Raw genomic sequence first — 22935 nt, forward strand, 5'->3', positions numbered from 1 at the left:
TAAAAGTCCTTGAGCAGTAGATAACACAAGAGTCGTGTACGACTCTCCAAATGAAAAAGTCATTACCAAAAGCAGCACCATCGGCAAAAAATCCATCGTCCTGACGTTTGACGATGGCCCGAGCCGCTTGCTGCCGCAATTTCTTGATGTGCTGGAAAAAGAAAATGTCCCGGCTGTCTTTTTCTGGCAGTCGCGCTTTTTAACTCCCAACTCCCCGTGGCAACGCGTCCTCGGCAATGGGCATAAGATTGGAGCACATACGGTCAATCATCCGAATTTAGCCGAAATGGCGTATGAGGAACAATTTGAAGAAATTAAGCAAAGTATACAGACCATTGAAGGCATTACCGAAAGCCCTGTCCGTTATTTCCGCCCTCCGTACGGCCGCTTCAATGATGACACGCTCCGTGCGGCCGCCGAATTAAACGTGGCGCCGGTCATGTGGAAAGTCGCTTCCATGGACTGGGAGCTGGAAAATGACCCGGACCAGCTGATTGCAACTGTTGTCGATCACTTGGAAGACGGCGCCGTCATCTTGCTGCACGAACTCCGGCAAACACTGGAAGCTCTGCCGCAGCTGATTGCTGCCATCAAAGAAAAAGGTTATGGATTTACACTGTTATAAGAAAAGCGAAGGCGATCGAGCATGGCTTGATCGCTGAGGACAATAAAAAGAGCCCTTGGGAAGGATACACGAAAACCGTGTGCCGCTTCCAAGGGCTTTTTTGTATTTAAGACTGCGCGAATTCTTTTACCGCTTCTTCCGGTATAAAACCGACCGAACGCTTCGCTTCTTGGCCGTTCTTAATCAAAATCAATGTTGGAATGCTTTGCACACCAAATCGCTGCGCCAAGTACGGTAATTGGTCAACATTCACATTGAAAAAATCTACTGAATCGAGTTGTTCAGCTACGCTTGAGACCACCGGCCCCAAAAAACGGCAGCTTGGTCACCAATCCGCTCCAAATTCGAGGATAAACGGTTTTTCATGGTTTTCAACCAATGCAAAAAAATCTTCAGGCTGAATTGTTTTTACCATATTCATACCTCCTTCTCACAAAATTTATCTTGCATGATCAGTATATACATTCTGCAAGAAACCTTTAATTTTTTTGCTTATAGCCCGTTGCTTTTCTCAGTCATTCCTCTTCTTCTTCAGGCACATTCATAAACTTGATCGTTTTGAATCCTGGAATTACTTTATAGGTAAGGCCCCAATTATTGCGGATGACTTCAAATTCCGATTCCTTCACGGTAAAGTGCATCACTACATCGCTGTCTTCATCAATGACCACATAAGCGTTGTCATTGGAAAAAAGCTTAAACGATTTATGCGCAATTAAGGTCCATCCGCATTTTAAACCATGGCTTTTATTGGCCATCTCCGCACCCCCTTACCGGATTATAGCTGATTTTTGACGTACCGGTCATCATTTTTTGCTGTTTTATTGCTTTGCTCAGCAAAAAGCATGAAGGGAAAAAAGGCGATAGCCTTAGATGATCTTCGGCGAAAAGACAAACTGTTGACTCAAAAAGGCTTCCCCGGGAAAAAGTCTTTTTGAACTTGATCAAAGTCAGTTGTATTATTGAGCCGTATACCCGCCGTCAACCATCACCGTCGATCCTGTCACAAAATCATTTTCACATAGAAACATAACGGCATGCGCCACTTCTTCCGGACGGCCAAGACGTCCGATTGGATGCTTCGCTACTGCTTGGGCATAAACTTCCGGATTGCTGCGGTTTGTCATGCCCGTTTCAATATAGCCAGGGCTTACTGCATTTACCCGAATGTTTTTATCCGCGTATTGAAGAGCCAACGATTTTGTCATCATATTGACCGCACCTTTAGAAGCGTTCACCGTAAAAGCTTTCGCTTCTCCTACACTCGCCAATATGGAAGTAGTGTTGACAATGACGCCTCCTCCGGTTTTCAGCATTTCGCGGATGGCGTGTTTTGACCCGAAGAAGACCCCGTCCTGGTTAACCGCCATTACGTCCCGGTAGTCTTCGAAAGAAAGTTCATGGGTTTCGCCAGTTTTACGGATTCCTGCATTATTGACCATAATGTCAATCCGGCCAAACTGTTTGACTGTCTCTAGTACAAGATGGGCAACTGAATCTTCCTTAGAAGCATCAAATTCTACAAATATGGCTTCTGCTCCATTTTCCTGAAGTTCCTTTACAGCCGCTTCTCCTCCTTCTTTATTGATGTCGCCGACCATAACTTTAGCGCCTTTTGATACAAAAGCTTTCGCAGTTGCCAGTCCAATTCCTGAAGCCCCGCCAGTAACTATTGCAATTTTCCCTGCTAGTTCCATCCGCTCCTCCTCCTTATTTTAAAACTATTTATACCGCCATTTTAACAATATTTTTATTTATTAAGTCATTTTTTTAATAAAAAATAATTTTATCAGGAAATACGTTTGCGCTGCTCCTGCTTTTGCAAAATATCCGGTAAAAATCTGCATACAAAAAGGGCTTTTCAACTGAAAAGCCCCGCTCTATATAAAAGGGAAGACCCCCTGTTTACTTGCTCACTGGTGCTCGTGCAATTTAAATTGCAGCCAACTCTTGTTTGCATTTATTCAGAAAAGCTCTAGTTTCTGTTGTGCCCTGCATTTCCCGTCCCTGCATTTGTTTTTGAATTTTTTCCACAATCACGTGCCCTAATCCTTCGCCGCGAAATGAAGGCAATACGGAAATGTGGTGAACGGTAAAGAATTGTTCTTCCACTTCTATGCCGATTAAACCCACATAATCCTCTTCCACTTTCAAAAGATACAGCTGCCAGCTGGGATTTTCTCCGTATAAAACGATTGTTTTCCGTAAAGCCTTTACATTTTTCTGCTGCGGCATTAACGACAATAAACCCATAGCGATTTTCTCACATGATTTCTTATATCTGACTAGCATAACCCTCATCCTCGATTCACTTTTTCTCGATTACAGCATTGCTTCAGTTCATGTATACTTGTCCGCTCAATTGATCCAATATGGCCAATGCAGTGGATAACCGTTTGGCAAAATTCTCCGGTGGCTCTTTTGTTTCCATACAAAAGCAAATTATGTTTGGATTGGCTGTTAAATGCTGATGGTAGTCAATCGGCAATGGAACTTCGCTTTCGATCAAGTTATACGTAAATGCCGGAAGTTCTTCCGGGAGAAGATAAATTTTCGCTTTGTTTACAGCCATGCCATCTTCTTTATATTTTGAAAAAGATATATCCAGATCCAATGTGCATGTAAAACGTGAAGTGCCTGCATGAATGATGAGAGACCGCTGCTTTTTGACGAAACATTCTCCGCCCAGCAATTCAATTTCTGATTTCATGTGCATGCCTACTTTTTCTGCACTGGCTTCCAACCCGTTCATCTTGTCCATGCCCCCTATTAATTTAACTAAGCAACGTTACTTGAACCGTCGCGCATTGCGAACACCGATTATACTCTTTTTCTTTTATCTGGCGCACAACGTAAATCGGGCAATTGGTAAATTCCCGCTTTTTAACTGGGGTTCCGATAAACCCACAACGATCTCCTGCAAACTTCTGAAGATGGATGCTTTTCTTGTTGTGATCGATAAAGTACATCATTTCTTTCGCTCCTTTATCCAGTTAAGGACCATAAAAAAACGCCGAAAAGAATTTAAAAAATTCTTTTCGGCGTTGTTTACAGCGCTATAGTCTGTCACATTCAGCCAAAATAACTGCTTATTTATTTTTTATAAAGACATTCTCTGAAAGTCAAATCCAATTCGAAAACACGATCGTTTTTCGATTAACCATAGCATACTCGCTTCATAAGTTCGAAGTAAAATCTTTTGTACCAGTTTCTTATGCAAATTTGTTGATTTGCATATACTTTTGCTGAATAAAGGAGTTATAGGTTTAATTCCCCTCTAACGTCTTTTTAAACTTTTGCCTGCAAAAAATGCCTTTGAAAAAAGCGGTATGCCAAAACAACTAAAATCCGGTTCAGTACGGAGTTTTTAATTTTTTATTGCAGTTAAAGATACGACGATTGCTGCTTCAGCCGCTAAAAAAGAAATCCATTACATTCGAAGCAGTGGACGTTTGTTTGTTGTAGAATTCCGAGTAGCCGCAGTTTTTGCAATACACCACTATGAATTTATTGTGCTGAATGTCGAGCATTTTCGACAAGCCCGTACCTGTAGTTGCAATTTCTTTCGTTCCTGCATCTCTTGTACCGCATTTCACGCATCCTTGTTTATTCATTGTCCTTCCTCCTCTAATCTTCCTTTCCTTTTATTACGCTCCACTTTTTGATTCGTTTCAACTTTCTTGAAGAAATCAAAAAACTGATGGGCGAAAAATCTGCCCATCAGCCTTCGGTTATTCTATTAATCATCCGAGTCGTCTTCGTTCTCGTCCGATTCGTTGGCATCTGATTCATTCTCATCCGTTTCATTTTCGTTCTGCTCGTTCTCGTTTTCATCGCTTTCGTTTTCATTTCCGCCGCATGCTGCCAGCACCCCTGCTGATAACAAAGCTGCCGCACCTAATTTCAGCCACTTGTTTGTCGCCATTTGAATTCCTCCTAACGAGTTGCTTGTTTCTCCTTTACCCCTAAAGGAGTCGAAAAAACGTCAAGTCAATCTTGCCGCGACACAGGCAGCCAATTTCTCACACCGTGGAACATCTTCTGCCTGGGGCGCCAACTCAATTTTTAATGTGGCCGCTAACCTTGTGTGGACAAACAGCATATCCCGAAACCGGTCGACCGCTCCACAAAATTCAGCAAAAAAACTGTCACCGGTGCCGAATGCGGCCGTCACCAGTTCTTTTCGGCCAAGCTGTTCAAAGGAACAAAACAATTCACGCATTTCTTTTGGAATTTCCCCGCTTCCCCATGTATACGTGCCAACCAAAACTGCATCGCAGCTTGAGAGTTCAGCCAGCGGAAACTCTTCCACACGCCACATGGCGACTTCAATCGGTTTCTCCTGCAGGGCGGATTTCAAAAGCATGGCGGCCGCTTCTGTGTTTCCGGTCACCGATGCATACACAATGGCCAGCTTCTTGTTACAATTCGTCAAAGCCATTCGACTGCGATACTTTGGAATAGGTTCTCGATTTCTGCTCGAAAAAGTCCGATTTGGTGTCGTTCATCATGTCGTCCCCAAACACTTGGATCCACGGCATCGGATTGCTGCGTTCTTCGTATAAATTGTCCAGCCCAAGCTGACGCAAGCGTTTGTTGGCCAAATATTCGACGTAACCTTCAAATTCTTCCAGATCAAGTCCTTGAATATCCGCCAAAATGTAATGCGCCCACTCTTTTTCTAGCTGGACCGCCTGATTGATCGAACCGTATACGTACTGGATGTTTTCTTCCGTGTTGAGTTCCGTGTTTTCTGTCAGCATGATGCGGATAAACTGTGCAATGAAATAGGCATGCTGCATTTCGTCGCGCTGGATATAGCTGATCATCGTGCTCGTCTTCAGCATTTTTTGCTGGCGCGCCAAATGATAGAAAAAAGCAAAACCGGCGTAGAAATAAATGCCTTCCAAGTTAATCGAATTGACGCTTAAGCGGAATAAGGTTTGCGGCGTCGGGTTTTGCCGGAACGATTCATACGCATCCAAAATCAAGTTGTTGCGTTTTTGGACGATCGGGTCGCTTTTCGCTTGATCGAAGCGTGCATTTTGCTCACTGACTGAAACAAGCGAACTTAAAATATACGAATACGATTCGTTATGAACTGCTTCCTGTTGGGAAATGACCGCAAAAATCGCTTTGAAGCTGGAATCGGTGACGTAATCCATCACTTGGCTCATCGTTGGCGTCTGCAAACTGTCAAGCGACGCAAGCTGTGTGTTTATGCGCAAAAACACGTCTTTCTCGTTAGCCGTTAACGAGTCCCATTGTTTGATGTCGTCCTGCATATTGATCTCCTGAGCTTTCCAGAAATTTGCCAGCAAAGTCTGGTACAAATCGTACATTTGCGGATAGGCAATATCGTTCCAGTTTAAGAGACCGGAAGACGCGCCGTTCAAAATTCCGGTGGATTTATTCGGCTGCTCGGGGTTGAGCAGTTTGATCTTTTTAAGTGGTGCATGTATCGACATTTTGCTTCCTCCTTAGCTTTGGCAAGCTGCGCATTCTTCAATTTCTGCCTGCGAGGTGCTCCGTACATAGTACGTTGTTTTCAACCCTTGCTGCCACGCTTCAAAATGCAGCGCCAGCAAGTCTTTAGCTTTGATAGTGTGCGGTACATAAAAATTAAAGCTTATCGATTGGTCGATATGGCGCTGGCGAGCGGCGTTTTGGCGGATGCTCCAGTTCTGATCCAGCACATGTCTTGAGCGGCGGTAAAAATCGTACGTGTTGTGGTCAAGGTCTGGCGCAGTCACTTTGAATTTGAAGTTTTTCTTTTCCTCCGCAAATTCAACTGCGTACAATGGATCGATGCCGTCTGTCGAGCCGCCGATTTTCGCTGTTGACGAGTTTGGTGCCACCGCCATCATCCAGCCGTTGCGCACGCCTTTTGCTGCCACTTCGTTTTTCAATGCGCTCCAGCGAGCGCTGTCATAGCCCTTGCGTTCAAAATATTCACCAGTCGCCCATTCGGAACCATTAAATTCTTGGTAAGCGCCTTTTTCTTGCGCTAGTTCCATGGAAGAACGAATGGTGTGGTAGGCAATTTCTTCATATAGTTGATCGGCAAACTCCACCGCTGTTTCTGTTTCCCAATGGATGCCTTCAAGCGCTAACAAGTGGTGCCATCCAAATGAACCGATCCCCACTCCGCGATATTTCTTATTTGTGGCGTCCGCTTGCCCAACAGAAATCGTATTCAAATCAATGACGTTATCGAGCATACGCATCTGAATCGGAATCAGCCGCTCCAGCACTTCCGCTTTCACCGCACGCGGCAAATTGATCGACGATAAGTTGCAGACGACAAAATCGCCCGGTTTGCGGATCATCACAAGATTGCCGTCTTCGTCGGTGTATTCTTTTGTGATGGTTGTCGCGGACATGTTTTGCGTGATTTCGCTGCACAAATTACTGCAGTAAATCGACGTGCGCCCTTTGCCGTTCACGTGCTTGTTTGGGTTCTGGCGATTGACTTCGTCGCGGTAGAACATATAAGGCGTGCCGGTTTCCAGCTGCGATACCATAACACGTGCCATGATATCCATTGCCCGGTAGGTTTTCCGCGGCAGCACAGGATTGTTTGCCGCTTCTTCGTATTTCTCAGTAAAATACTTCGCATCTTTTTCGTCGTAAAAATCCTCTAACCCTAACGCTACGCCAGAGTCGTCTTTCCAATCCATTAATTGCTTGACTTGATGCGGGCAGAACGTGTGCCATTCTCCTATACTGCGGCCGCTTTCGTCGGTTTCCTGCAGCTTCTCCATAAACAGATCTGGAATTGAAACACCCGTGAAAATGTCGTGCGCTTTTCGCCGCTCGTCCCCATTATTCGTTTTCAGGTCCAAAAACCCGTTCATAATGTCTTTGTGGAACACATCCAAGTAGATGGCAACCGCTCCTTGGCGCTGGCCAAGCTGATCGACGCTGACCGCCGTATCGTTGACCAGGCGGATCCACGGGATGACGCCGGATGAATTGCCTTTGAATTTTTTAATATCGGAACCGAGCGCCCGCACTTTGCCATAGTAAATGCCAATGCCTCCGCCGTCTTTGCTGAGGCGTGCGATGTCCCAGTTGTTCAAGTAAATGCCGTCTAGCGAGTCATCCACCGTATCGATAAAGCACGAAGACAACTGGCCGAAACTTTTGCCGGCATTTGACAATGTCGGTGTTGCCACGGTCATGTACAAGTGGCTCATTGCCCAGTAGGCTTCCTTCACCAACGCCAAACGCTGCTCTTTTGGTTCGTTTTGCATAAGCGCCATGGCAATCACCAAAAAACGCTCCTGCGGCAATTCAAACAACTTGCCTTCGTAATCTTTTGCCAAATAACGGTCTGCCAATAAAAATAGGCCAATGTAATTGAACAGCAAGTCCCGCTCTGGATCGATTTCAGAACCAAGCGCATCGATTTCCTCTTTTGTATACGCCGCCAGCAATTCATTCGAATAAATGCCGATGCGTGAGAGTTTTTCAATCAACTCGTAAAAGCTTCCGTATTTCAAAACCGCTTCGTAGTTCCGGCTATTTGCAGCACTTTGATACAATCCCTCTAAATACAGCTCTGCCGCTACAAAGGTCCAATTGGGTTCTGTCATGGAGATGCGGTTCAATGCGTAAATCAGCGACTGTTCATTTTGGGTTATGTAATCGGCGTCACTGATTTGATCCTGCAATTTCGTTGTATCAAGTTTATAAACTTCTTCTGCCCGTTTTAGCGCTTTCCGTACGGAATTCCATTCTGTTTGTGTGTTCATCTCACACCAGCTCCTTCGCAAATTCATTGATTTTCATACGGAGTTCTTTGCGCTGCTGCGCGCTTTTGAATAATTGCTGCTCGTATTCCGTTTCCGGAGCCACGCCGCACACAGGTGTCGGCTTGCCCTTTTCATCCACAGCGACCATGGTTAAAATAGCGGTTGTCGTCAAGGTTTTTTCACTCGTTTCAATGCTTTGGCATTCCGCTTTTACATACACTTCCATCGAGGTCCGCCCGGTTGAAATCACAACGCCTTCCAAACTCAAGACATTTCCCACGCGGGCAGACGACAAGAAATTAACGGTGTCGATCGATGCCGTGACGACCGCTTTTTTGCAGTGCTTCATGGCGGTGATGGCCGCAATTTCATCGATGTAGGCGAGCACTGTGCCGCCGAATATCGTCCCCATGTGATTGGTATCAGGCGGCAGCACGAGCCTCGTTTGAATGGTCCTCGAAACGCTAGCTGTCAACAGTTCTTTCATAGATGCTTCAGTCCTCCTGTTTTTGCACAATAAAAAGCCCTTATCCGCTCGCGAGAGGATAAGGGCATAAACGCAGAATAATCCATTTGAAACCAGCAGAAGACCACTGTTTTCCATAGACACCTTCGTTATACTTCCCAGCTCCCGGAGAAGAATATAAACATACATAACGATGGCAGGTCTCCTGGCTCGTGCGTCATCCTCTGCTATCTCCTTCCCGTTCGTTGAACAGTGGATTTGTGATAGCTTGTCAGCACTTACAGTTGCGGGAACAGCTCCGGATTTTCAACGGATTCCCTTTTAAGCCTTTTCAGGCGCCTTCGTTATCGGTTTAACTATATATTGTGTTTTGTTTTATACAATTCACTAAATACTGTATGTGTAAACTATAAATCAATTCTTTTTCTTTTACAAGTCCGCCAATAATTGAAAATCCGAAAAGCATCATCCAGATATCCTTTTGAAACCGTGCCACTAATGCGCGTGAACCATCCAATTGACTTTTTATTTTTATTAAAACAAATCGATTAATTCGATTGCACCGAGAATAACGAAGATAAGAACAGATGCCACCAACACACTATTGGCTACCCAGCCGTTTTTGAATCCCTGTCCTACTCGGTTTGAATTCAGCAAAAAAAGCAGGCTGATTGCAAGAAACGGCATGAACAATGCGCCAAGTGCCCCGTATAAAATGACCAGCAGCACCGGTTGGCCGAAAAACAGCAGCAACATTGGCGGAAAGGTCAGCCAAAGCAGGTAAAACCGGTAAGCTTTGTCCTCTTTAGACACTTGGTGACCCGGATCCGCCTTGTTTTTGCGCACCATCCGGACAAAATCCGCAAACAAATACGGCACGCCGTTCCAAACGCCCAGCAGAGATGAAAAAGCTGCAGACCAGGCGCCAATCAAAAACATCCAGCGGGCAAACGAACCAAATTCCTCGCTGTACAGATTGGCTAGCGTGACCAATCCTTCTTCCCCGTTAATTTCAATTCCGGTACCGAATAAAAATTCCGCACCAACGATCAACAGCGATAGCGTGAAAATTGCGGTGATGATATAGCCGACCGCGGAATCCATTCTCATCATTGGAATCCACGATTTGCCTTCCCAGTTTTTTTCGCGTACCCAGTAGCCGTATGACGCCATTGTAATGGTTCCCCCTACACCGCCGAGCAAACCTAAGACCAACAACAGTGAACTGCCTCCCGTGCGGGGAACAAAACCGCTGACAATGTTTCCGATGTCCGGAAGAAGAATGATAGCTGAACCCACAACCGTAACAAACATGATGCCCACCATGAGGGTCATCACTTTCTCAAAAAGTTTATAGTGGCCCAACAGCACCAAGCCAAGGCCCGCCAACCCATGAATAACGGCCCAAGCCCATAACGGCATAATTGGAAACATGGTGACCATCATAATAGCGCTTGTCGACATGGCAGCAGCGCCGTAGCTGAAACCCCAAATGATGGAATAGACGCCGAAATAACCGGTCGCCCAATTGCCAAGTGAATGCCAGCCTTCCAAAATGGTTTTTCCAGTAGCCAGATGCCAGCGCCCTATCCCTTCTGTGAAATAAAATTTGAACAAAGAACCAAGCAAAATTGCCCACCCGAGCGTGGTGCCAAAAGCCGCACCGGCAACAAGAGCCGCTATCAAATCACCCGTTCCAACACCTGTTGCGGCTGTTACAAACCCTGGACCGACCATTTTAGCTTTTCCCATAAATGTCTTTGGAGCGACAGGCGCTGATTTTTTGGTATTTTGGGCAATAGCCATTGCACAACCTCCCTGAATGCATTTTTTCTTCATTCGGCTTGGAATCGGTTAAGCCTCCTTCCATGTCCAACTCAAACCGATGCGAACTACAGAACTCCTAGTAATTGTTAAAAATATTATAATACACCTTTCACTTAAATTAAAAGAGTATTCAAACTATTCTGGTTCTGCATAATAAGAAACCTCACATGTTAAGCATACAAAAAAATAAAAAAGCTTATATGAAAAGAAATCTCTTCATACAAGCTCATAAAATTTTCATTCGATTAGTTTTTAGCCCTGCTGGCTTTCAGCCGTTCTTCTTTGTCGGCATTTGCTTTAATCTTTCGTCTCCACCATTCTTCCGCTGTTCCGGAACCGAAGAAGACCCCAGCCACAATCAAGATCAATCCCGTCAAATGGTGAGAGGTCAAAACTTCGCCCAGGAAAAATACGGATCCTAAAAGTCCGAACAACGTATTTAAATTCATAAAGATAGCGGTTTTCGACGGGCCTGCTTCTCCGACCGCATAATTGTAAATCATATGGCCAATCCCAGTAGCAACAACCCCGGATGCCAGAATCAGCAGCCAGAATGCCGAACTCATCTCCCCGAACGCTCTCCATTCCCCTGGCTCCAATACGAGGCTTATCATAAATAAGCCAATTGAGCCGAACATCAGCATGTAGGCAGTTAAAAGCCGAGGATCCAGTGTTTTGGCGGCTTTCGATATAACGATGAAACTCAACACTTGGCTAAGAATCGCAATCAGCACATAGACATCACCAAGCGATACTTTTGCAGGTCCGGTATTGCCCGCCATCACCGTGGCAGCCACACCGAACAAGCCGAGAAACAAACCAAGCCATTGCCATTTGGAAGGAATGGTACGGAGAAGAAGCAAACTGAAAATCGCAGTAAGAATCGGCCCAGTCCCAAGAATCAAACCGGCATTTGTTCCGGTCGTCAGCGATAAGCCGAGCGAGATAAAGCAATGGTGTGCCACCACATTCAGCAAAGAGCCGCCAATAATATAGCCCCACTCTTTTTTCATCGGTTTTCTGACAAGCCCCATCATAAACAAAATTGCAAAGACGGTAACCGCAGCTAGAAAAATGCGCAGCGATGTCATCGTCACTGGCCCCATTTGAGCGGTTAAGTATTTCAAGGCAGGAAGATTCATGCCCCATACAAACATGACAACAACCAAGACCATATACAATTTGAAGCGGCTCATAAAATTCCTTCTTTCTCTTCATCCCAGTTTTTGTTTATATGGAAGATTCAACAGCAAGCGGCGAACAAAAAACAAAAAAAGTTGCCGGCGAGGACAACTTCAAGTTCGTTCTTATCCATCTATCCATTCAGTTGGTTCAGTTATAGTTTTGCCGTCAGCTTTGTGTTCAGCTGCTCTTTTGGCGCCTTTGCTGATGTACGGTTTAGCGCTTTTGGCTTTGTTGGCCCCGACTTTCCACCGATTCCATCCTTTTTTCCCAGTTCCTTGGCCGATTCCACTCTTTACTTTTTTAGCCATCATTATCACTCCATTGTTTTTCCAACCTTGTGCGTTTGGAAATCCCCTCTATCATAACAGGTTTTCGGGTGGAATTAGAACTTTCACTTCTTATTTTCCTCATCAATCATCTATTAGAGCTCCATTAGACTCCCCAATTGTTATTTAAATATAGATAAGCCTTTTATTTTACCCGTATTATTTCATTTTAAACCTCTTGATTTTTGTTAGAAATAGCAAATAAACATTCTAAAAAGAAAATTAATTGATATTTTCATTGGCTTTTATAGGTTCAAAGTATTATAAAATAGAAAGAAATGGATCTCTTAGCCTATTTACGAATCGGCCTTTGTAATAAAATGATACGTAACTGTAATAAAAGTAAGGTTTTTAGATGTTATAATACTATTTGTGAGTTTTCATAAGGAAATGATTTCTACTCAGAAGTTCATTTGGTAAATATAGGAATCTTGTTTCCAGCGTTTTTAATCGATCTATTTTTTTACGAACCCACCTACTTCACAATAGTGTGAAATAAAAGAAACAGTGCCAGCCGGCAAATTTGAAAGGGGAACACGAAATTGAATTTAAAGTCTAAATGGATGTTATCAGGGATTTCTTCTGTATTGGCGTTGACGATTTTATTGCCATCAGGAGCAAATGCAAGCAAATTAAGCGAGCTTGAACAAAAAAAGCAAGAAGCACAGCAACAACAAAACCAGTTAAACTCTGGAATTAACGATAAATCCCAAAAAATCAGCAACAACGCTTCTAAATTAGAGAAGCTTGCTGCTAAAATTGATGAGTTGAACAAAAAGATCGGCGAAACGGAAGCGAAAATTTCCAGTGTCCAAGCTGAAATTGACCAAACAAAAACAGAAATCGATGAGTTGAAAAAATCGATTGAAGAATTGGAACACAAAATTGCAGAACGCGAAGAATTGTTGAAAGAACGTGCACGCGCTATTCAATTAAGCGGCGGTTCTGTTGATTACGTGGACGTACTTCTTGGAGCGAACAGCTTTATCGATTTTATCGACCGTTTTTCTGCAGTGAATACGTTGATCGATGCTGACCGTGAAATCATGCGCGAACAAGCAGCCGACAAAAAATTGCTGGCTGAACAAAAAGCTCAAGTGGAAGAAAAGCTTGCTAAACAAGAAGAACGCCGTGCTGAATTGGTCACATTGAAATCTTCACTTGATGGCCAGAAGAAAGAACAAGCCGGCTTGGTAAAACAATTAAAAGCTGAACAAAACCGTTTGTCAAAAGAAAAATCAAACTTAGAAGGCGAACTTGATGAAACAATGAACCTAAGCGCCGAACTTGAAAAAGAAATTGTAAAAGAACAAGCTCGCCTTTTTGAAATTGCACGCAAAGCGGAAGAAGAACGCCAACGCAAACTAGCAGCTGAAAAAGCGGCAGCCGAAAAAGCAGCCTCTGAAAGAGCAGCGGCTGAAAAAGCGGCAGCACAAGCAGCAGCGAAAGTAAAAAGCAGCGTGAAATCATCAAGTACTAAAAAAGCTGAAAGCACTTATAAAGCACCAACACCAGCTCCAGCTCCTAAAGCAAGTTCAGGATTCATCAATCCAGCTCCGGGCAGATTGACATCAAACTTTGGTGGACGCAATATCGGAGCAGGAAATGAAAACCACCGCGGTGTAGACGTAGCTGTCGGCACGGGCACATCCGTTTCAGCTTCTGCTTCTGGACAAGTATCTTACGCAGGTCCTAGAGGAACATACGGCAACGTCGTCATGATTACGCATTCGATGAATGGTCAAATGTATACCACAGTTTATGCACACTTGAGCCGAATTGATGTATCAGTCGGTCAATCGGTATCTCAAGGCCAGCATATTGCAGCTTCAGGAAGCACAGGACGCTCTACGGGTCCTCACCTTCACTTTGAAATCCATATTGGGCCATGGAACGGCGCGCGTTCAAACGCTGTTAACCCAATGAATTATATTTCTAATTAAAAAAAATCGAACCAGCGGGCGCTTTAAGATGCCCGCTGGTTTTTTCTGTAGATAGCCGTAATATCTGTAGGACTATTTTCTGTACATTTTGATAAAAACTTATTAAAATAATCTTAAATGAACAAGAATTGACTTTCCAACTTCACAACTAAATTTTTTTGGTTAGGTGTTGCAGATCGAAGCGCTGTGAACAAAGCCGGAAAGAATCCTGTCGCTTAGGTCTCTTTTCGGCTTTTCGTCTCTCTACGATATAGATGCTTTATCCACTACCGAGGGAAAGAGGAGTGCATTATGCTGCTTAGATATAAAAAATCAGCTGAAAAAATTGCAATGGGAATGTTGGCTTTCATGCCAGAAGAACGTGATTTGAAAAAGCTGAAACAAACAATGCTTTTGTATCAGGAAAATCCCGATTGGCAGTTATTCCTTTGGAAAGATGAAGAGGATTTTATCGGCTTGGTCGGTGTTGAAGTTGGAGAAGATTCTTTTATGGTCCATCACCTTGCATTATGCCCTTCTTTTAGAGGAGAAGGTGTTGGCCACAAAATGATTGCGAAGATCCAGCAAATTATGGAGCCGCGTGAAATGCGCGGCACTCACGAAACGCAAGCCTTTCTCAATAAGTGCCTGAACATCAAAACCGAAGTCCCGGCCCCCGCAACAAAACATATTTCTTAAAAAAAGAGCGAACTCAGCCTATGAGTTCGCTCTTTTGCTTGCGTATTGATTTATTTTACAACTGTTCTGCTTTCCAACTCGTGTTGAAGGCCCCGTAATTGGGCAAGCGGCACAGGCTTGCTGAAATAATAGCCTTGCAGATAGGATTCGCTTTCACTTTCTGAGAACAGGCATTGCTCGACCGTTTCGACGCCTTCTGTCACGACCTGAATATTCAGCTCCGCCAATGCGCGGTAAATGCCTTTTAGAAGAATGGTATCTTTTTCGCTGGCAGGCACTTGCTGCAAGAAGCTTCGATCGATTTTCACGATGTCTACATTCAGCTTGATTAAATAGAACAATGACGACGTCCCGACGCCAAAATCATCCAAGGCGACTAAAATATTGCGCATCTTTAATTCTTTCGTGAAGTCGGCTATTTCGTCGTCTTCTGCAACGGTGTCGCTTTCGGTTATTTCAATTTGCAGCAATTGTGCAGAAAAGTCATATTCAGCTAATACGCTATCAATTACAGCAAGGAGTTCGGCTTTGTTTTTCAACTGTGCTTTAGAAACGTTTACAGCTACTGTCAGCGTTTCGCCGTGCTCACTGTTCCAGTGCTTGATATGCTTCACTGCGTTGCGTATGACCCATTCCCCAATGCTTCTGATAGCACCAATTTCTTCAGCCAATGGAATAAATTGCAGCGGGCCTATGACGCCATACTGCGGATGGTTCCAGCGAACCAACGCTTCTACCCCGCGCATTCGTCCTCCTGCATTTTCCATGATTGGCTGGTATTCCAGATATAATTGGCCATTATCGGCAGCATTAGCCAAGTCGTTCTTAAGCTTCACGATATGCTTGTATTGTTTCTTGTTGTTCAAGTCCTCGTAAAACACAAAGCTGTTTTTGCCATTCTTTTTGGCTTCGTACATGGCGCTGTCCGCATATTGCAAAAGATCGTCCAAGGTTCCGGCATCTGAAGGGTAGAAAGAGATGCCGACGCTTGTCGATAAAGCAGTGGTCACTTTGCTTAATATGAAATCCTGCCGGAGTGCCTGCATCATTTCCCGAATTTGTTTTTCAAGCTCTATACGTTCCGTGTGAATACTTAATAAAATAAATTCATCTCCGCCTATCCGAAACAATCGGCTTCCTGATTTAGCCGCAATGCCTGTCAGGCGCTCGCCGATTTGCTTCAGCAATTCGTCTCCGCTGCTATGGCCATGCAAATCATTTACTTGTTTAAATCCGTCCAAGTCAAAAAACAAGACGGTAAACGCAGAGTTTCCGGTTTCAATGCGCCGTTCAAATTCCTTATACAAATGAAAGCGGTTCGGCAAACTCGTTAGTTGATCATAAAAAGCCAAATTGGATACTTTTGCATGGGCTTTTTCAAGGCTGTTAAGCATCTCTTGTATCGAATTTTCCAAATCGGTAATTTCATCTTTCGCTGTTTTAGACTTTTGAATTTCCAACGACAGCTGTTTTTCAAAGTTGATGTCTTTCATTTGAAGCGACAAATAGGAAATGCGCGACAGCACGAATAAGTCGAGCAAATAATAAACTAAAAAAACCAGCAGCAGCGTCGCGAGCGATAATACCAAAAACAAATTGTTGATGCTGCTTAACTTTTCTTTATAATATTTTCTGTCTCGTTGTACTTTTATGTCCAAGTCGTTTCTAATTTGGATGGTGCTGACTATTTTATCTTCATTTATTTCTTTTATCTTTGCTCCACTTTCTTCAGCATGAGGAACTACTTTCATATCTAGTGCCAAGTCTTCTTTCATTGCATCAAAAAAAGCATCGTCCAAGATTTTCCCCATGATTAAATAGCCAGCGGCCGGCCCTTCACCTTCACTTGTCAAAACTTCTTCATTTGTAATAAGGAGATGGCCGTATTTTTCATTGTCTAAAATAGCAATGCCGTCCCCTTCGGACGCACGGGAAATCATCACAGGAATTGGTGGAAGGTCTGCCCCAATATCAAGCGGAGTCTCCTCCTTCAAATCGTAGCCTTCTGCAAAAATGATTTTATCGGAGTTATCAATAAACACCATAAAATTAGTTGCGTTGTTTACAAAGGTATCTAACATTAAATTAGATTTAATGTAACCTTCATTTTGGTCTTGCATAAATTGATACGTATCATCCCAAATAGCCCAATCTCGATTGATTTGCTGCAGGTCTACCGATTCGGAATCTATGTAGCTTTCAATGCGGGCACGATCGGTTTTGAGCGATTCTTCATCCATCAATTTCGCATCATCTATTATGAGCGGTCGAATAAACAAGAAAAGCACAATAATGAAGGCTCCCATTGTTATTCCAATCATTCCTGCTGTTTTCATTTTCAGCTTCATCTGGCATCTCCCATACTTCTCGTATCTTAAATAATTCATCACTTCAGTAATTTTAGCAGAGAAAACAACGTTAGCCTATTTCTATTTAGCTAGTGCAGCCATTCTTTTTTCCTTTGCCCTTGATAAAATAATCGGCCGTCCTTACTAGTTAATCGGCATGTTAAGTCAAATTCTTTAGTTAAAAAGTTGTTGAATTTTTCTGAAATAAAAAACTATAATAAGAGGATGGCAAAACGAAAAAGGAGCAGTGTGATGATTCAAAAAGTGGGACAGATCATGTTATACGTAAATGACCAAGACGCAGCAGCAACATTTTGGACCGAAAAATTAGGATTTACTGTTGTTTCCGAAGAAACAAATGGGTCGGGTATGCGCTGGATTGAAATTGCTCCTTCCTTAAACGCAGAAACCTGCATCATCCTGCACGACAAAGCGTTAATCGCCGAAATGTCGCCCGAGCTCAATTTGGGCACGCCGTCTTTAATGTTCTTTGCTGAAAATCTTGAAGAACTTTATCAAGACCTTTCGAACAACCATGTAACAGTCGGTGAAATGGTAACAATGCCCACTGGCAAAGTGTTCAATTTTGCAGATGCTGAGGATAATTATTTTGCTGTCATGGAGAGCCGCTAAGAAAAAGTACCCTTACAACTTATGGCCGCAACTTTTTCGATAATAAACCAAAGTGGCCAAATGATTGAGTTTTTCGTATTTCCCTGTTTTGGAAAAGCCCATTTTTTCATACAAATAGCAGTTTCCCCGCTCCTCAAGCAAAGTCGCGAGTTCCCATGACTTTGCTTGAGGATGCTGTACTTCTGCTTGACGCATCGCTTCTTGGGCAATTCCTTTTCCTTGATATTCAGGAAGGACAAACAAAGGGCCGATCCAAAACCGCTCGTCCTCTTTCCATTTTATATTGATTGCCCCAGCCAGCTTGCCATCTGCCCATATTTTACAAAAAACACCCTCACGATGCGTTATCCTTGATGTCACTCGTTCCAGCGTCTCGGCTGCCGGGCTCGTTTCAACGTCTTTGTATTTTTCAAGCAACGGCCAAAACGCCGCTTTTTGCATTTCGTGCAGCACCGGTGAGTCCGATGCGTCTGCTTTTTCCAACTTTACGTCCATGTTTTCACCTCGATCCTTCCATCCATTCCGGCTTTAATATGCTGAACAGCAACGAATCGCGCCAGCCATCCTTCATTAATATATCTTCTCGCATCAGGCCTTCTTTTTGCATACCGATTTTCTCCAGCACTTTATGAGAAGGCGCGTTCTTGGGATCACATGTGGCGAAAATGCGGTGCATCCCCCGTTCAGCAAAACCGAAGTCGAGCAAAAAGCGGGCCGCTTCCGTGGCGATCCCTTTTCCCCAATATTCTGGATTGACGATATAGCCAATTTCCCCGGTTTTGTTTGTCGCATCGCGGATATTGAATTCTCCCGCTCCGATCGTTTTTCCGGTTGCCTTTAAGACAATGGCAAAGACAAAACGGATTCTTGGCTTGCGCTTAGCTTCCTTAATCACTTCTTCCACAAAAGCTTGAGACTCCTTCTGCGTATTCGGCCCCCACGGCTGGTACTTGGAAACGATTTCCTGCGAGGCATATTCATGAACGTGCCGCCAATCTTCCCCAATCATTTCTCGATAATAAACAGTTTGAGTTTGCATGGTTATTTTCATTGAAACCCTCCGTTCTTTATCTGCCGCATGATTGTCCGGATTTGCCCCCGGTGGTTGATTTCATCTTCCAGCACATGGAACCACAAATAATAGTGGTTATAAGGCGTTCCGTTCGGCCAGGCGCTTTCCTCGTAAAGCCAGCTGTCATCGAACTTGCGAAATTGATTTAACGTAGCCGTTCTCACTTCTCTCAGCTGCTCAACGTAAAAATCAAGATCGTTTCCTTGAATAACGGTTTTTGCCTCTTCACCCAATTCAAGCACAGTCCGCCATTCTGCGTATTCCAGTGGAGTAAAATTCCGCTTTTTAAATGAGATCAGCTGATGGGCTTTTTCGATAGCCGCCATGTGGGAAAGCAGCGCACCGATAGAGTTTCCTCCTGCTTCCCCCGCTGTGTCCAGCGCGTTTCGGCTCAATTTGCTGACTTCCTGCACGGTCACGCTGCGTACATGTTCGAGCATAAAAACCAATTCCCCTATTTTTTCAGTGAATCCTTCTAGTGGCGCCACACGGTAATCAATCATCGTTTCCTCCTTTTGTTGCTTTCTCTAACCTTACCAACTTTCCGGGAAAATAAAAGACTGAAAATTCTTTGCTGTAAGTGGTATAATTGAACTATGCAAAAAAGGCGGATTCTGAAAGAATCCGCCTTTTCGCATTTTATTTATTCTTCTTCCAAACTGCTGATTTCAACCAACATCGCGGTAAAGACGATAAAGATAACCATCATGGACAATAAGGTAATTAACATTCTGCTCAACTCCTACCATGTTTTAAATCCTTCTGCCCCCGGAGGCGCATGGTGAATCATGTCGCTCAGCGGAATTGCATAGGCAATGAAGATTAGTGCGAACGCAATGCCGATCCAAATCCACCAGTTTTCAAGAAACTTCGGCGTGTGGGCTTTACCGCTTTCCGCCATCGGAAATTCAACGATGTCTTTTTCACGGACAGCTTTTGGCGACAAGAACATCGTCATGACCACGATGTAAATGAGCAGCATTGCTGACAGGAACAAAATGCTCCCGCCGATCGCCATCGTTACATGATTGGTCAAGATGCCGTCAAACCATTCCAATGTAGACGGATGATTGTTGTAGCTGGAGTAAGCGGTACGCCGTGGTGCACCGAGAAGGCCCAAGACGTGCTGCGCGGTCGACATCAACAGCATGCCGATCGACCACGTGATGATTTGGACAAATCCTAATCGCTGCATCGCCTTCGTGAATTTGCGGCCGGTCAAATACGGAACGAGCCAAAACGTCAGACCCATGAATGTCATTGCGACTGGCGTCCCGACGGTGATGTGGAAATGGCCGACGATCCAGAGCGTATTGTGGACCACTTCGTTCAACTGGAAACTGGCGTTGATAATTCCACCCGCGCCTCCTGGAATAAAGAACGCCATGGCGATGAAAATGGACGTGAACCGGACGTCTTTCCACGGAAGTTTGGTGAACCAGCCGAACAAGCCTTTTCCACCTTTTTTGCGCCCTGAAATTTCAAATGTCGCAAACATGGAAAATGCGGTCATGAGCGAGGGAATGATGACCATAAAGGTTAAGACGACCTGCAGGAATTTCCAGAAATTCGAGATGCCGGGTTCTGTCAATTGATGATGGAAACCGACGGGAATGGAAAAGAGAATAAACAAGACAAATGATAAACGCGCCAGTGAATCACTGAACACAGTCGTGCCAAGCAGTTTCGGCACAATGACATACCAAGCCATATAGGCAGGCAGCAGCCAGAAATAAACGAGTGGGTGGCCGAAATACCAGAACAGCGAACGGCTCAATTCCACATTGATGGTGTCCGCCCAGCCGAAAGCCCACGGAATAAATTGAATCAATACCGTAGCGACCACCCCTAAACAAGCGATGATCCACAAAATGATGGTCGTCACCGTCATAAAGGCGAACAGCGGGCTTAGCTGGCCTTTGTTTTTCTTCCGCCAGACGAGATAATGGGCAGCCAATGCAAAGCTGCTGATCCACGTCCCAACGACAAACAGCGCCAATCCGACATAATACCAGCCGCTCGCTTTAAGCGGCGCATAAAACGTATACATGACCGATGCTTCGCCTGAAACGATCATCACTGTAGCTAAAACGGTACCGATCAATGTGACGGCGAAGCCGATCCATGAAAACAGCAAGACTTTCGGTCCAAAGTTTCCAAGACTCTTGCTCATGCCAGTTGTAAAAAAGCCAAAAATAAAGAAAGTCGTAAAAATAAGTGCTAATAAAACGCCGTGCGCCGTTAAAATTTGATAATAATCGAGCCATGCTGGCAGCTTGATGGCATCATTGCGGATAAAAACTTGCAGCAGCCCGCATAACGTGCCGATGAGAAAGGCCGTGTAGGCGACGCCGATATTCCATAACGCTAATTTTCGATCTTGTGCAGCAATCATGATCAGTACACCTCAATTTCGTTAAACATCATGTGATGCCCGGATCCGCAGTATTCATTGCAAAGAATCAAGTACTTGCCGGGTTTATCAAACGTATAGGATTTGGTTGTAATCTGGCCTGGAACGACCATCATATTGACTTTCGTGTTATCGATTGTAAAACTGTGGACCACATCGGTGCTGGTCACTTTGAAAATGATTTCTTTGCCGGCGGGCACTTTCATGTCGGGTGCGTTATAGCCAAACGCCATGGCGACAATCGTCACTTGGTACGTATCGTCATCCAATTGCGCAACTCCCGGCTTATCGAACGGTGCCGTTTCGTTCACTTTTTTCGGATCGATTGTCTCCATTCCGCCTGCTGGCGTGTGGTCGTGTGCAAAGGCGCTTATCCCCACCACGCTCAAAAAGATTACGAGCGAAACGATGCCAAAAACAAGCCAAATTTTTTCGTATTTGTGAAAATGCATGATTACCTACTCCTTCTTTTCCATCTTGTCCAAACTCCGTTTATCTTCCGGTGTATAACAAGTACACGGTGACCCACATGACAATGATAATTATGCCAACTGCCATGACACTGACGAGCGTGCCTTTCAAATTCACGTCCGGCGTTTCGTCTTTTCTTTCCATTTTGTTCACCTCTTCTGTTTGTGGTTCTTGTCTTTAGCGTAGTCCATCAGGGCTTTCGACATTGTGACATAAATCACACCTGGCATATTTTTCTTTCCGACTGTCAAATTTCAGACAAAAAGCGTCCAAATAGAAAAAGCCTGCACCGGATTATCCGGTGCAGGCTTGCTGTATAAGGCTTTCAATCAATCTTGCATAACGAAATTGGGCAGTTTTCGCAATTGATTTCAGTTTTCAAATAGGAAAGATCGTGGATGGTCATTTTTCCTTCGGCAAAGGAAATGATGTCCCGTTTTTTCAACTCGCTCAACATGCGGTTGACGACTTCCCGCGTCATGCCGCAAAAATTAGCCAGCTCTTGATTGGTCAAATGCATATCGATTAAAATGCTGTCTTGTTTTGGCACGCCGTAGCTATTGCTCAAGCGGATCAATGTGGAATACAATGCGCCTTTTTTTCCGTGAAGCAGCAGATCGCGGAATTTCGTCTGCGTTTTTTGCTGGTCGATGCCCATCCACTTCATGAAAGCAGCCGCAAGTTTAGCGTTATGCAACAGTTCTTCTTCTAAATCGGTTAAGGCAATCTTGGCACAGGACACCGCTTCAATTGCCTTGGCGTCGAGCATATACTTTACCGGAGCTGAAAAAACGGTAGCTTCTCCGACGAGTTGATTGGCTCCGCAGATTTTCAAGGTCAGTTCGCGGCCATCCGGCGTCACTTTTCCGATTTGAACTTTTCCTTTGCGGACCATGTAAATCCCGTCGATCGCATCGCCTTCCTGAAACAAATAAGCGCCTTTCGGAAAGTCTTTGACAATATGGCGAACGGAAAGCAGCTCTTTCAATTCAGAAGACAAATTTAAGCTTGCCGTTTCTTCATTCAAAATGAGTCATCCTTCCCTAAAATAAATTCTCGTTTCCTTATCCTACAGAGTACCACATTCTTTTCCTTTTAGATGATAATTTTTTTCTGCAGAGTTCATAGATTTTTTTAATATTCAGTAAATAGAAGGAGTGGACCTCTTCTTTATCGAATTAACCATGTATA

General features: G+C 44.2%; 27 protein-coding genes and 1 riboswitch. Of the genes, 4 read left to right on the forward strand and 23 right to left on the reverse strand.

From position 1 onward, the window contains the following. Window positions 1-34: 34 nt before the first annotated feature. The gene (locus ACRRQV_RS10135; protein WP_432530349.1) at window positions 35-625 is read left to right on the forward strand and encodes a polysaccharide deacetylase family protein; all 591 of its coding nucleotides are present in this window, start codon (window positions 35-37) and stop codon (window positions 623-625) included. A 106-nt stretch (window positions 626-731) separates the two neighbouring features. On the opposite strand, the gene ACRRQV_RS10140 is transcribed toward ACRRQV_RS10135, so the two are convergent. The 15 genes from ACRRQV_RS10140 to ACRRQV_RS10210 all read right to left on the reverse strand — a co-directional run bounded on the left by ACRRQV_RS10140 (window position 732) and on the right by ACRRQV_RS10210 (window position 12168). Further along, window positions 732-935, reverse strand: a complete 204-nt coding sequence (locus ACRRQV_RS10140) for a thioredoxin family protein (protein ID WP_432530351.1) — start codon at window positions 933-935, stop codon at window positions 732-734. Window positions 936-1140: 205 nt separating this feature from the next. Then, window positions 1141-1383, reverse strand: a complete 243-nt coding sequence (locus tag ACRRQV_RS10145; RefSeq protein ID WP_432530353.1) for a hypothetical protein — start codon at window positions 1381-1383, stop codon at window positions 1141-1143. 201 nt (window positions 1384-1584) lie between these two features. Then, on the reverse strand, window positions 1585-2322 hold the full coding sequence (locus ACRRQV_RS10150) for an SDR family NAD(P)-dependent oxidoreductase (RefSeq protein ID WP_432530355.1): 738 nt from the start codon (window positions 2320-2322) through the stop codon (window positions 1585-1587). A 235-nt stretch (window positions 2323-2557) separates the two neighbouring features. Continuing rightward, window positions 2558-2917 carry a GNAT family N-acetyltransferase gene (locus ACRRQV_RS10155; RefSeq protein ID WP_432530357.1) on the reverse strand — a complete coding sequence of 120 codons (360 nt, stop codon included), beginning with the start codon at window positions 2915-2917 and terminating at the stop codon, window positions 2558-2560. Between the two features lie 43 nt (window positions 2918-2960). Continuing rightward, a complete protein-coding gene (locus ACRRQV_RS10160) occupies window positions 2961-3386 on the reverse strand; it encodes a DUF1259 domain-containing protein (protein ID WP_432530359.1) in 426 nt (141 codons plus the stop codon). Window positions 3387-3399: 13 nt separating this feature from the next. Continuing rightward, the gene (locus ACRRQV_RS10165) at window positions 3400-3597 is read right to left on the reverse strand and encodes a hypothetical protein (protein WP_432530361.1); all 198 of its coding nucleotides are present in this window, start codon (window positions 3595-3597) and stop codon (window positions 3400-3402) included. Window positions 3598-4032: 435 nt separating this feature from the next. Beyond that, window positions 4033-4239, reverse strand: a complete 207-nt coding sequence (locus ACRRQV_RS10170) for a zinc ribbon domain-containing protein (protein ID WP_432530363.1) — start codon at window positions 4237-4239, stop codon at window positions 4033-4035. Window positions 4240-4364: 125 nt separating this feature from the next. Continuing rightward, a complete protein-coding gene (locus tag ACRRQV_RS10175; protein ID WP_432530366.1) occupies window positions 4365-4550 on the reverse strand; it encodes a hypothetical protein in 186 nt (61 codons plus the stop codon). 60 nt (window positions 4551-4610) lie between these two features. Beyond that, window positions 4611-5066 carry a flavodoxin domain-containing protein gene (locus ACRRQV_RS10180; RefSeq protein WP_432530368.1) on the reverse strand — a complete coding sequence of 152 codons (456 nt, stop codon included), beginning with the start codon at window positions 5064-5066 and terminating at the stop codon, window positions 4611-4613. Then, window positions 5047-6093: a ribonucleotide-diphosphate reductase subunit beta gene (locus ACRRQV_RS10185; protein WP_432530370.1), complete on the reverse strand. Its 1047-nt coding sequence runs from the start codon at window positions 6091-6093 to the stop codon at window positions 5047-5049. The genes ACRRQV_RS10180 and ACRRQV_RS10185 overlap by 20 nt, the downstream gene beginning before the upstream one ends. A gap of 12 nt (window positions 6094-6105) precedes the next feature. Continuing rightward, on the reverse strand, window positions 6106-8382 hold the full coding sequence (locus ACRRQV_RS10190) for a ribonucleoside-diphosphate reductase subunit alpha (RefSeq protein ID WP_432530372.1): 2277 nt from the start codon (window positions 8380-8382) through the stop codon (window positions 6106-6108). A gap of 1 nt (window position 8383) precedes the next feature. Further along, on the reverse strand, window positions 8384-8869 hold the full coding sequence (locus tag ACRRQV_RS10195; RefSeq protein WP_432530374.1) for an acyl-CoA thioesterase: 486 nt from the start codon (window positions 8867-8869) through the stop codon (window positions 8384-8386). A gap of 157 nt (window positions 8870-9026) precedes the next feature. Then, a riboswitch (cobalamin riboswitch) is annotated at window positions 9027-9206 on the reverse strand. A 176-nt stretch (window positions 9207-9382) separates the two neighbouring features. Then, window positions 9383-10654 carry an Nramp family divalent metal transporter gene (locus ACRRQV_RS10200; protein ID WP_432530376.1) on the reverse strand — a complete coding sequence of 424 codons (1272 nt, stop codon included), beginning with the start codon at window positions 10652-10654 and terminating at the stop codon, window positions 9383-9385. Window positions 10655-10920: 266 nt separating this feature from the next. Then, the gene (locus ACRRQV_RS10205; protein ID WP_432530378.1) at window positions 10921-11871 is read right to left on the reverse strand and encodes a DMT family transporter; all 951 of its coding nucleotides are present in this window, start codon (window positions 11869-11871) and stop codon (window positions 10921-10923) included. A gap of 111 nt (window positions 11872-11982) precedes the next feature. Next, window positions 11983-12168 (reverse strand): DUF3934 domain-containing protein, encoded by a 186-nt coding sequence (locus tag ACRRQV_RS10210; protein ID WP_432530380.1) that lies wholly within the window; start codon window positions 12166-12168, stop codon window positions 11983-11985. 560 nt (window positions 12169-12728) lie between these two features. Here ACRRQV_RS10210 and ACRRQV_RS10215 point away from each other — a divergent pair. Both ACRRQV_RS10215 and ACRRQV_RS10220 read left to right on the forward strand, forming a co-directional pair. Further along, complete coding sequence (locus ACRRQV_RS10215; RefSeq protein WP_432530382.1) at window positions 12729-14129, forward strand: murein hydrolase activator EnvC family protein; 1401 nt, start codon at window positions 12729-12731, stop codon at window positions 14127-14129. A gap of 291 nt (window positions 14130-14420) precedes the next feature. Then, complete coding sequence (locus ACRRQV_RS10220) at window positions 14421-14807, forward strand: GNAT family N-acetyltransferase (RefSeq protein ID WP_432530384.1); 387 nt, start codon at window positions 14421-14423, stop codon at window positions 14805-14807. Window positions 14808-14857: 50 nt separating this feature from the next. On the opposite strand, the gene ACRRQV_RS10225 is transcribed toward ACRRQV_RS10220, so the two are convergent. Beyond that, window positions 14858-17155 (reverse strand): bifunctional diguanylate cyclase/phosphodiesterase, encoded by a 2298-nt coding sequence (locus ACRRQV_RS10225; protein WP_432530386.1) that lies wholly within the window; start codon window positions 17153-17155, stop codon window positions 14858-14860. Between the two features lie 252 nt (window positions 17156-17407). Here ACRRQV_RS10225 and ACRRQV_RS10230 point away from each other — a divergent pair, with 252 nt between their 5' ends. After that, a complete protein-coding gene (locus tag ACRRQV_RS10230) occupies window positions 17408-17788 on the forward strand; it encodes a VOC family protein (protein WP_432530388.1) in 381 nt (126 codons plus the stop codon). Window positions 17789-17800: 12 nt separating this feature from the next. On the opposite strand, the gene ACRRQV_RS10235 is transcribed toward ACRRQV_RS10230, so the two are convergent. The 7 genes from ACRRQV_RS10235 to ACRRQV_RS10265 form a co-directional block, all read right to left on the reverse strand. Further along, on the reverse strand, window positions 17801-18283 hold the full coding sequence (locus ACRRQV_RS10235; protein WP_432530390.1) for a GNAT family N-acetyltransferase: 483 nt from the start codon (window positions 18281-18283) through the stop codon (window positions 17801-17803). Between the two features lie 4 nt (window positions 18284-18287). After that, window positions 18288-18839 (reverse strand): GNAT family N-acetyltransferase, encoded by a 552-nt coding sequence (locus tag ACRRQV_RS10240; RefSeq protein WP_432530392.1) that lies wholly within the window; start codon window positions 18837-18839, stop codon window positions 18288-18290. After that, entirely contained in the window at window positions 18836-19363 is a 528-nt protein-coding gene (locus ACRRQV_RS10245; protein WP_432530394.1) for a DinB family protein, read from the reverse strand. Before ACRRQV_RS10245 ends, ACRRQV_RS10240 begins: the two co-directional genes overlap by 4 nt. A 239-nt stretch (window positions 19364-19602) precedes the next feature. Beyond that, complete coding sequence (locus ACRRQV_RS10250; RefSeq protein WP_432530397.1) at window positions 19603-21255, reverse strand: b(o/a)3-type cytochrome-c oxidase subunit 1; 1653 nt, start codon at window positions 21253-21255, stop codon at window positions 19603-19605. A 2-nt stretch (window positions 21256-21257) separates the two neighbouring features. Continuing rightward, on the reverse strand, window positions 21258-21725 hold the full coding sequence (locus ACRRQV_RS10255) for a cytochrome c oxidase subunit II (protein ID WP_432530399.1): 468 nt from the start codon (window positions 21723-21725) through the stop codon (window positions 21258-21260). A 40-nt stretch (window positions 21726-21765) separates the two neighbouring features. After that, complete coding sequence (locus ACRRQV_RS10260) at window positions 21766-21888, reverse strand: cytochrome C oxidase subunit II (RefSeq protein WP_432530401.1); 123 nt, start codon at window positions 21886-21888, stop codon at window positions 21766-21768. Window positions 21889-22069: 181 nt separating this feature from the next. Beyond that, window positions 22070-22771, reverse strand: a complete 702-nt coding sequence (locus ACRRQV_RS10265; RefSeq protein WP_432530403.1) for a Crp/Fnr family transcriptional regulator — start codon at window positions 22769-22771, stop codon at window positions 22070-22072. Between the last annotated feature and the right edge of the window lie 164 nt (window positions 22772-22935).

The organism is Planococcus sp. YIM B11945, from assembly GCF_050864155.1.
Taxonomy (GTDB): domain Bacteria; phylum Bacillota; class Bacilli; order Bacillales_A; family Planococcaceae; genus Planococcus.

What these genes read in the sequence shown, in the direction of transcription:
- ACRRQV_RS10145 (WP_432530353.1), bottom strand. Translation starts at nt 1,383, where the DNA reads ATGGCCAATAAAAGCCATGGTTTAAAATGCGGATGGACCTTAATTGCG.
- ACRRQV_RS10150 (WP_432530355.1), bottom strand. Translation starts at nt 2,322, where the DNA reads ATGGAACTAGCAGGGAAAATTGCAATAGTTACTGGCGGGGCTTCAGGA.
- ACRRQV_RS10155 (WP_432530357.1), bottom strand. Translation starts at nt 2,917, where the DNA reads ATGCTAGTCAGATATAAGAAATCATGTGAGAAAATCGCTATGGGTTTA.
- ACRRQV_RS10160 (WP_432530359.1), bottom strand. Translation starts at nt 3,386, where the DNA reads ATGGACAAGATGAACGGGTTGGAAGCCAGTGCAGAAAAAGTAGGCATG.
- ACRRQV_RS10165 (WP_432530361.1), bottom strand. Translation starts at nt 3,597, where the DNA reads ATGATGTACTTTATCGATCACAACAAGAAAAGCATCCATCTTCAGAAG.
- ACRRQV_RS10170 (WP_432530363.1), bottom strand. Translation starts at nt 4,239, where the DNA reads ATGAATAAACAAGGATGCGTGAAATGCGGTACAAGAGATGCAGGAACG.
- ACRRQV_RS10175 (WP_432530366.1), bottom strand. Translation starts at nt 4,550, where the DNA reads ATGGCGACAAACAAGTGGCTGAAATTAGGTGCGGCAGCTTTGTTATCA.
- ACRRQV_RS10180 (WP_432530368.1), bottom strand. Translation starts at nt 5,066, where the DNA reads ATGGCTTTGACGAATTGTAACAAGAAGCTGGCCATTGTGTATGCATCG.
- ACRRQV_RS10185 (WP_432530370.1), bottom strand. Translation starts at nt 6,093, where the DNA reads ATGTCGATACATGCACCACTTAAAAAGATCAAACTGCTCAACCCCGAG.
- ACRRQV_RS10190 (WP_432530372.1), bottom strand. Translation starts at nt 8,382, where the DNA reads ATGAACACACAAACAGAATGGAATTCCGTACGGAAAGCGCTAAAACGG.
- ACRRQV_RS10195 (WP_432530374.1), bottom strand. Translation starts at nt 8,869, where the DNA reads ATGAAAGAACTGTTGACAGCTAGCGTTTCGAGGACCATTCAAACGAGG.
- ACRRQV_RS10200 (WP_432530376.1), bottom strand. Translation starts at nt 10,654, where the DNA reads ATGGCTATTGCCCAAAATACCAAAAAATCAGCGCCTGTCGCTCCAAAG.
- ACRRQV_RS10205 (WP_432530378.1), bottom strand. Translation starts at nt 11,871, where the DNA reads ATGAGCCGCTTCAAATTGTATATGGTCTTGGTTGTTGTCATGTTTGTA.
- ACRRQV_RS10210 (WP_432530380.1), bottom strand. Translation starts at nt 12,168, where the DNA reads ATGGCTAAAAAAGTAAAGAGTGGAATCGGCCAAGGAACTGGGAAAAAA.
- ACRRQV_RS10220 (WP_432530384.1), top strand. Translation starts at nt 14,421, where the DNA reads ATGCTGCTTAGATATAAAAAATCAGCTGAAAAAATTGCAATGGGAATG.
- ACRRQV_RS10225 (WP_432530386.1), bottom strand. Translation starts at nt 17,155, where the DNA reads ATGAAGCTGAAAATGAAAACAGCAGGAATGATTGGAATAACAATGGGA.
- ACRRQV_RS10230 (WP_432530388.1), top strand. Translation starts at nt 17,408, where the DNA reads ATGATTCAAAAAGTGGGACAGATCATGTTATACGTAAATGACCAAGAC.
- ACRRQV_RS10235 (WP_432530390.1), bottom strand. Translation starts at nt 18,283, where the DNA reads ATGGACGTAAAGTTGGAAAAAGCAGACGCATCGGACTCACCGGTGCTG.
- ACRRQV_RS10240 (WP_432530392.1), bottom strand. Translation starts at nt 18,839, where the DNA reads ATGAAAATAACCATGCAAACTCAAACTGTTTATTATCGAGAAATGATT.
- ACRRQV_RS10245 (WP_432530394.1), bottom strand. Translation starts at nt 19,363, where the DNA reads ATGATTGATTACCGTGTGGCGCCACTAGAAGGATTCACTGAAAAAATA.
- ACRRQV_RS10250 (WP_432530397.1), bottom strand. Translation starts at nt 21,255, where the DNA reads ATGATTGCTGCACAAGATCGAAAATTAGCGTTATGGAATATCGGCGTC.
- ACRRQV_RS10255 (WP_432530399.1), bottom strand. Translation starts at nt 21,725, where the DNA reads ATGCATTTTCACAAATACGAAAAAATTTGGCTTGTTTTTGGCATCGTT.
- ACRRQV_RS10260 (WP_432530401.1), bottom strand. Translation starts at nt 21,888, where the DNA reads ATGGAAAGAAAAGACGAAACGCCGGACGTGAATTTGAAAGGCACGCTC.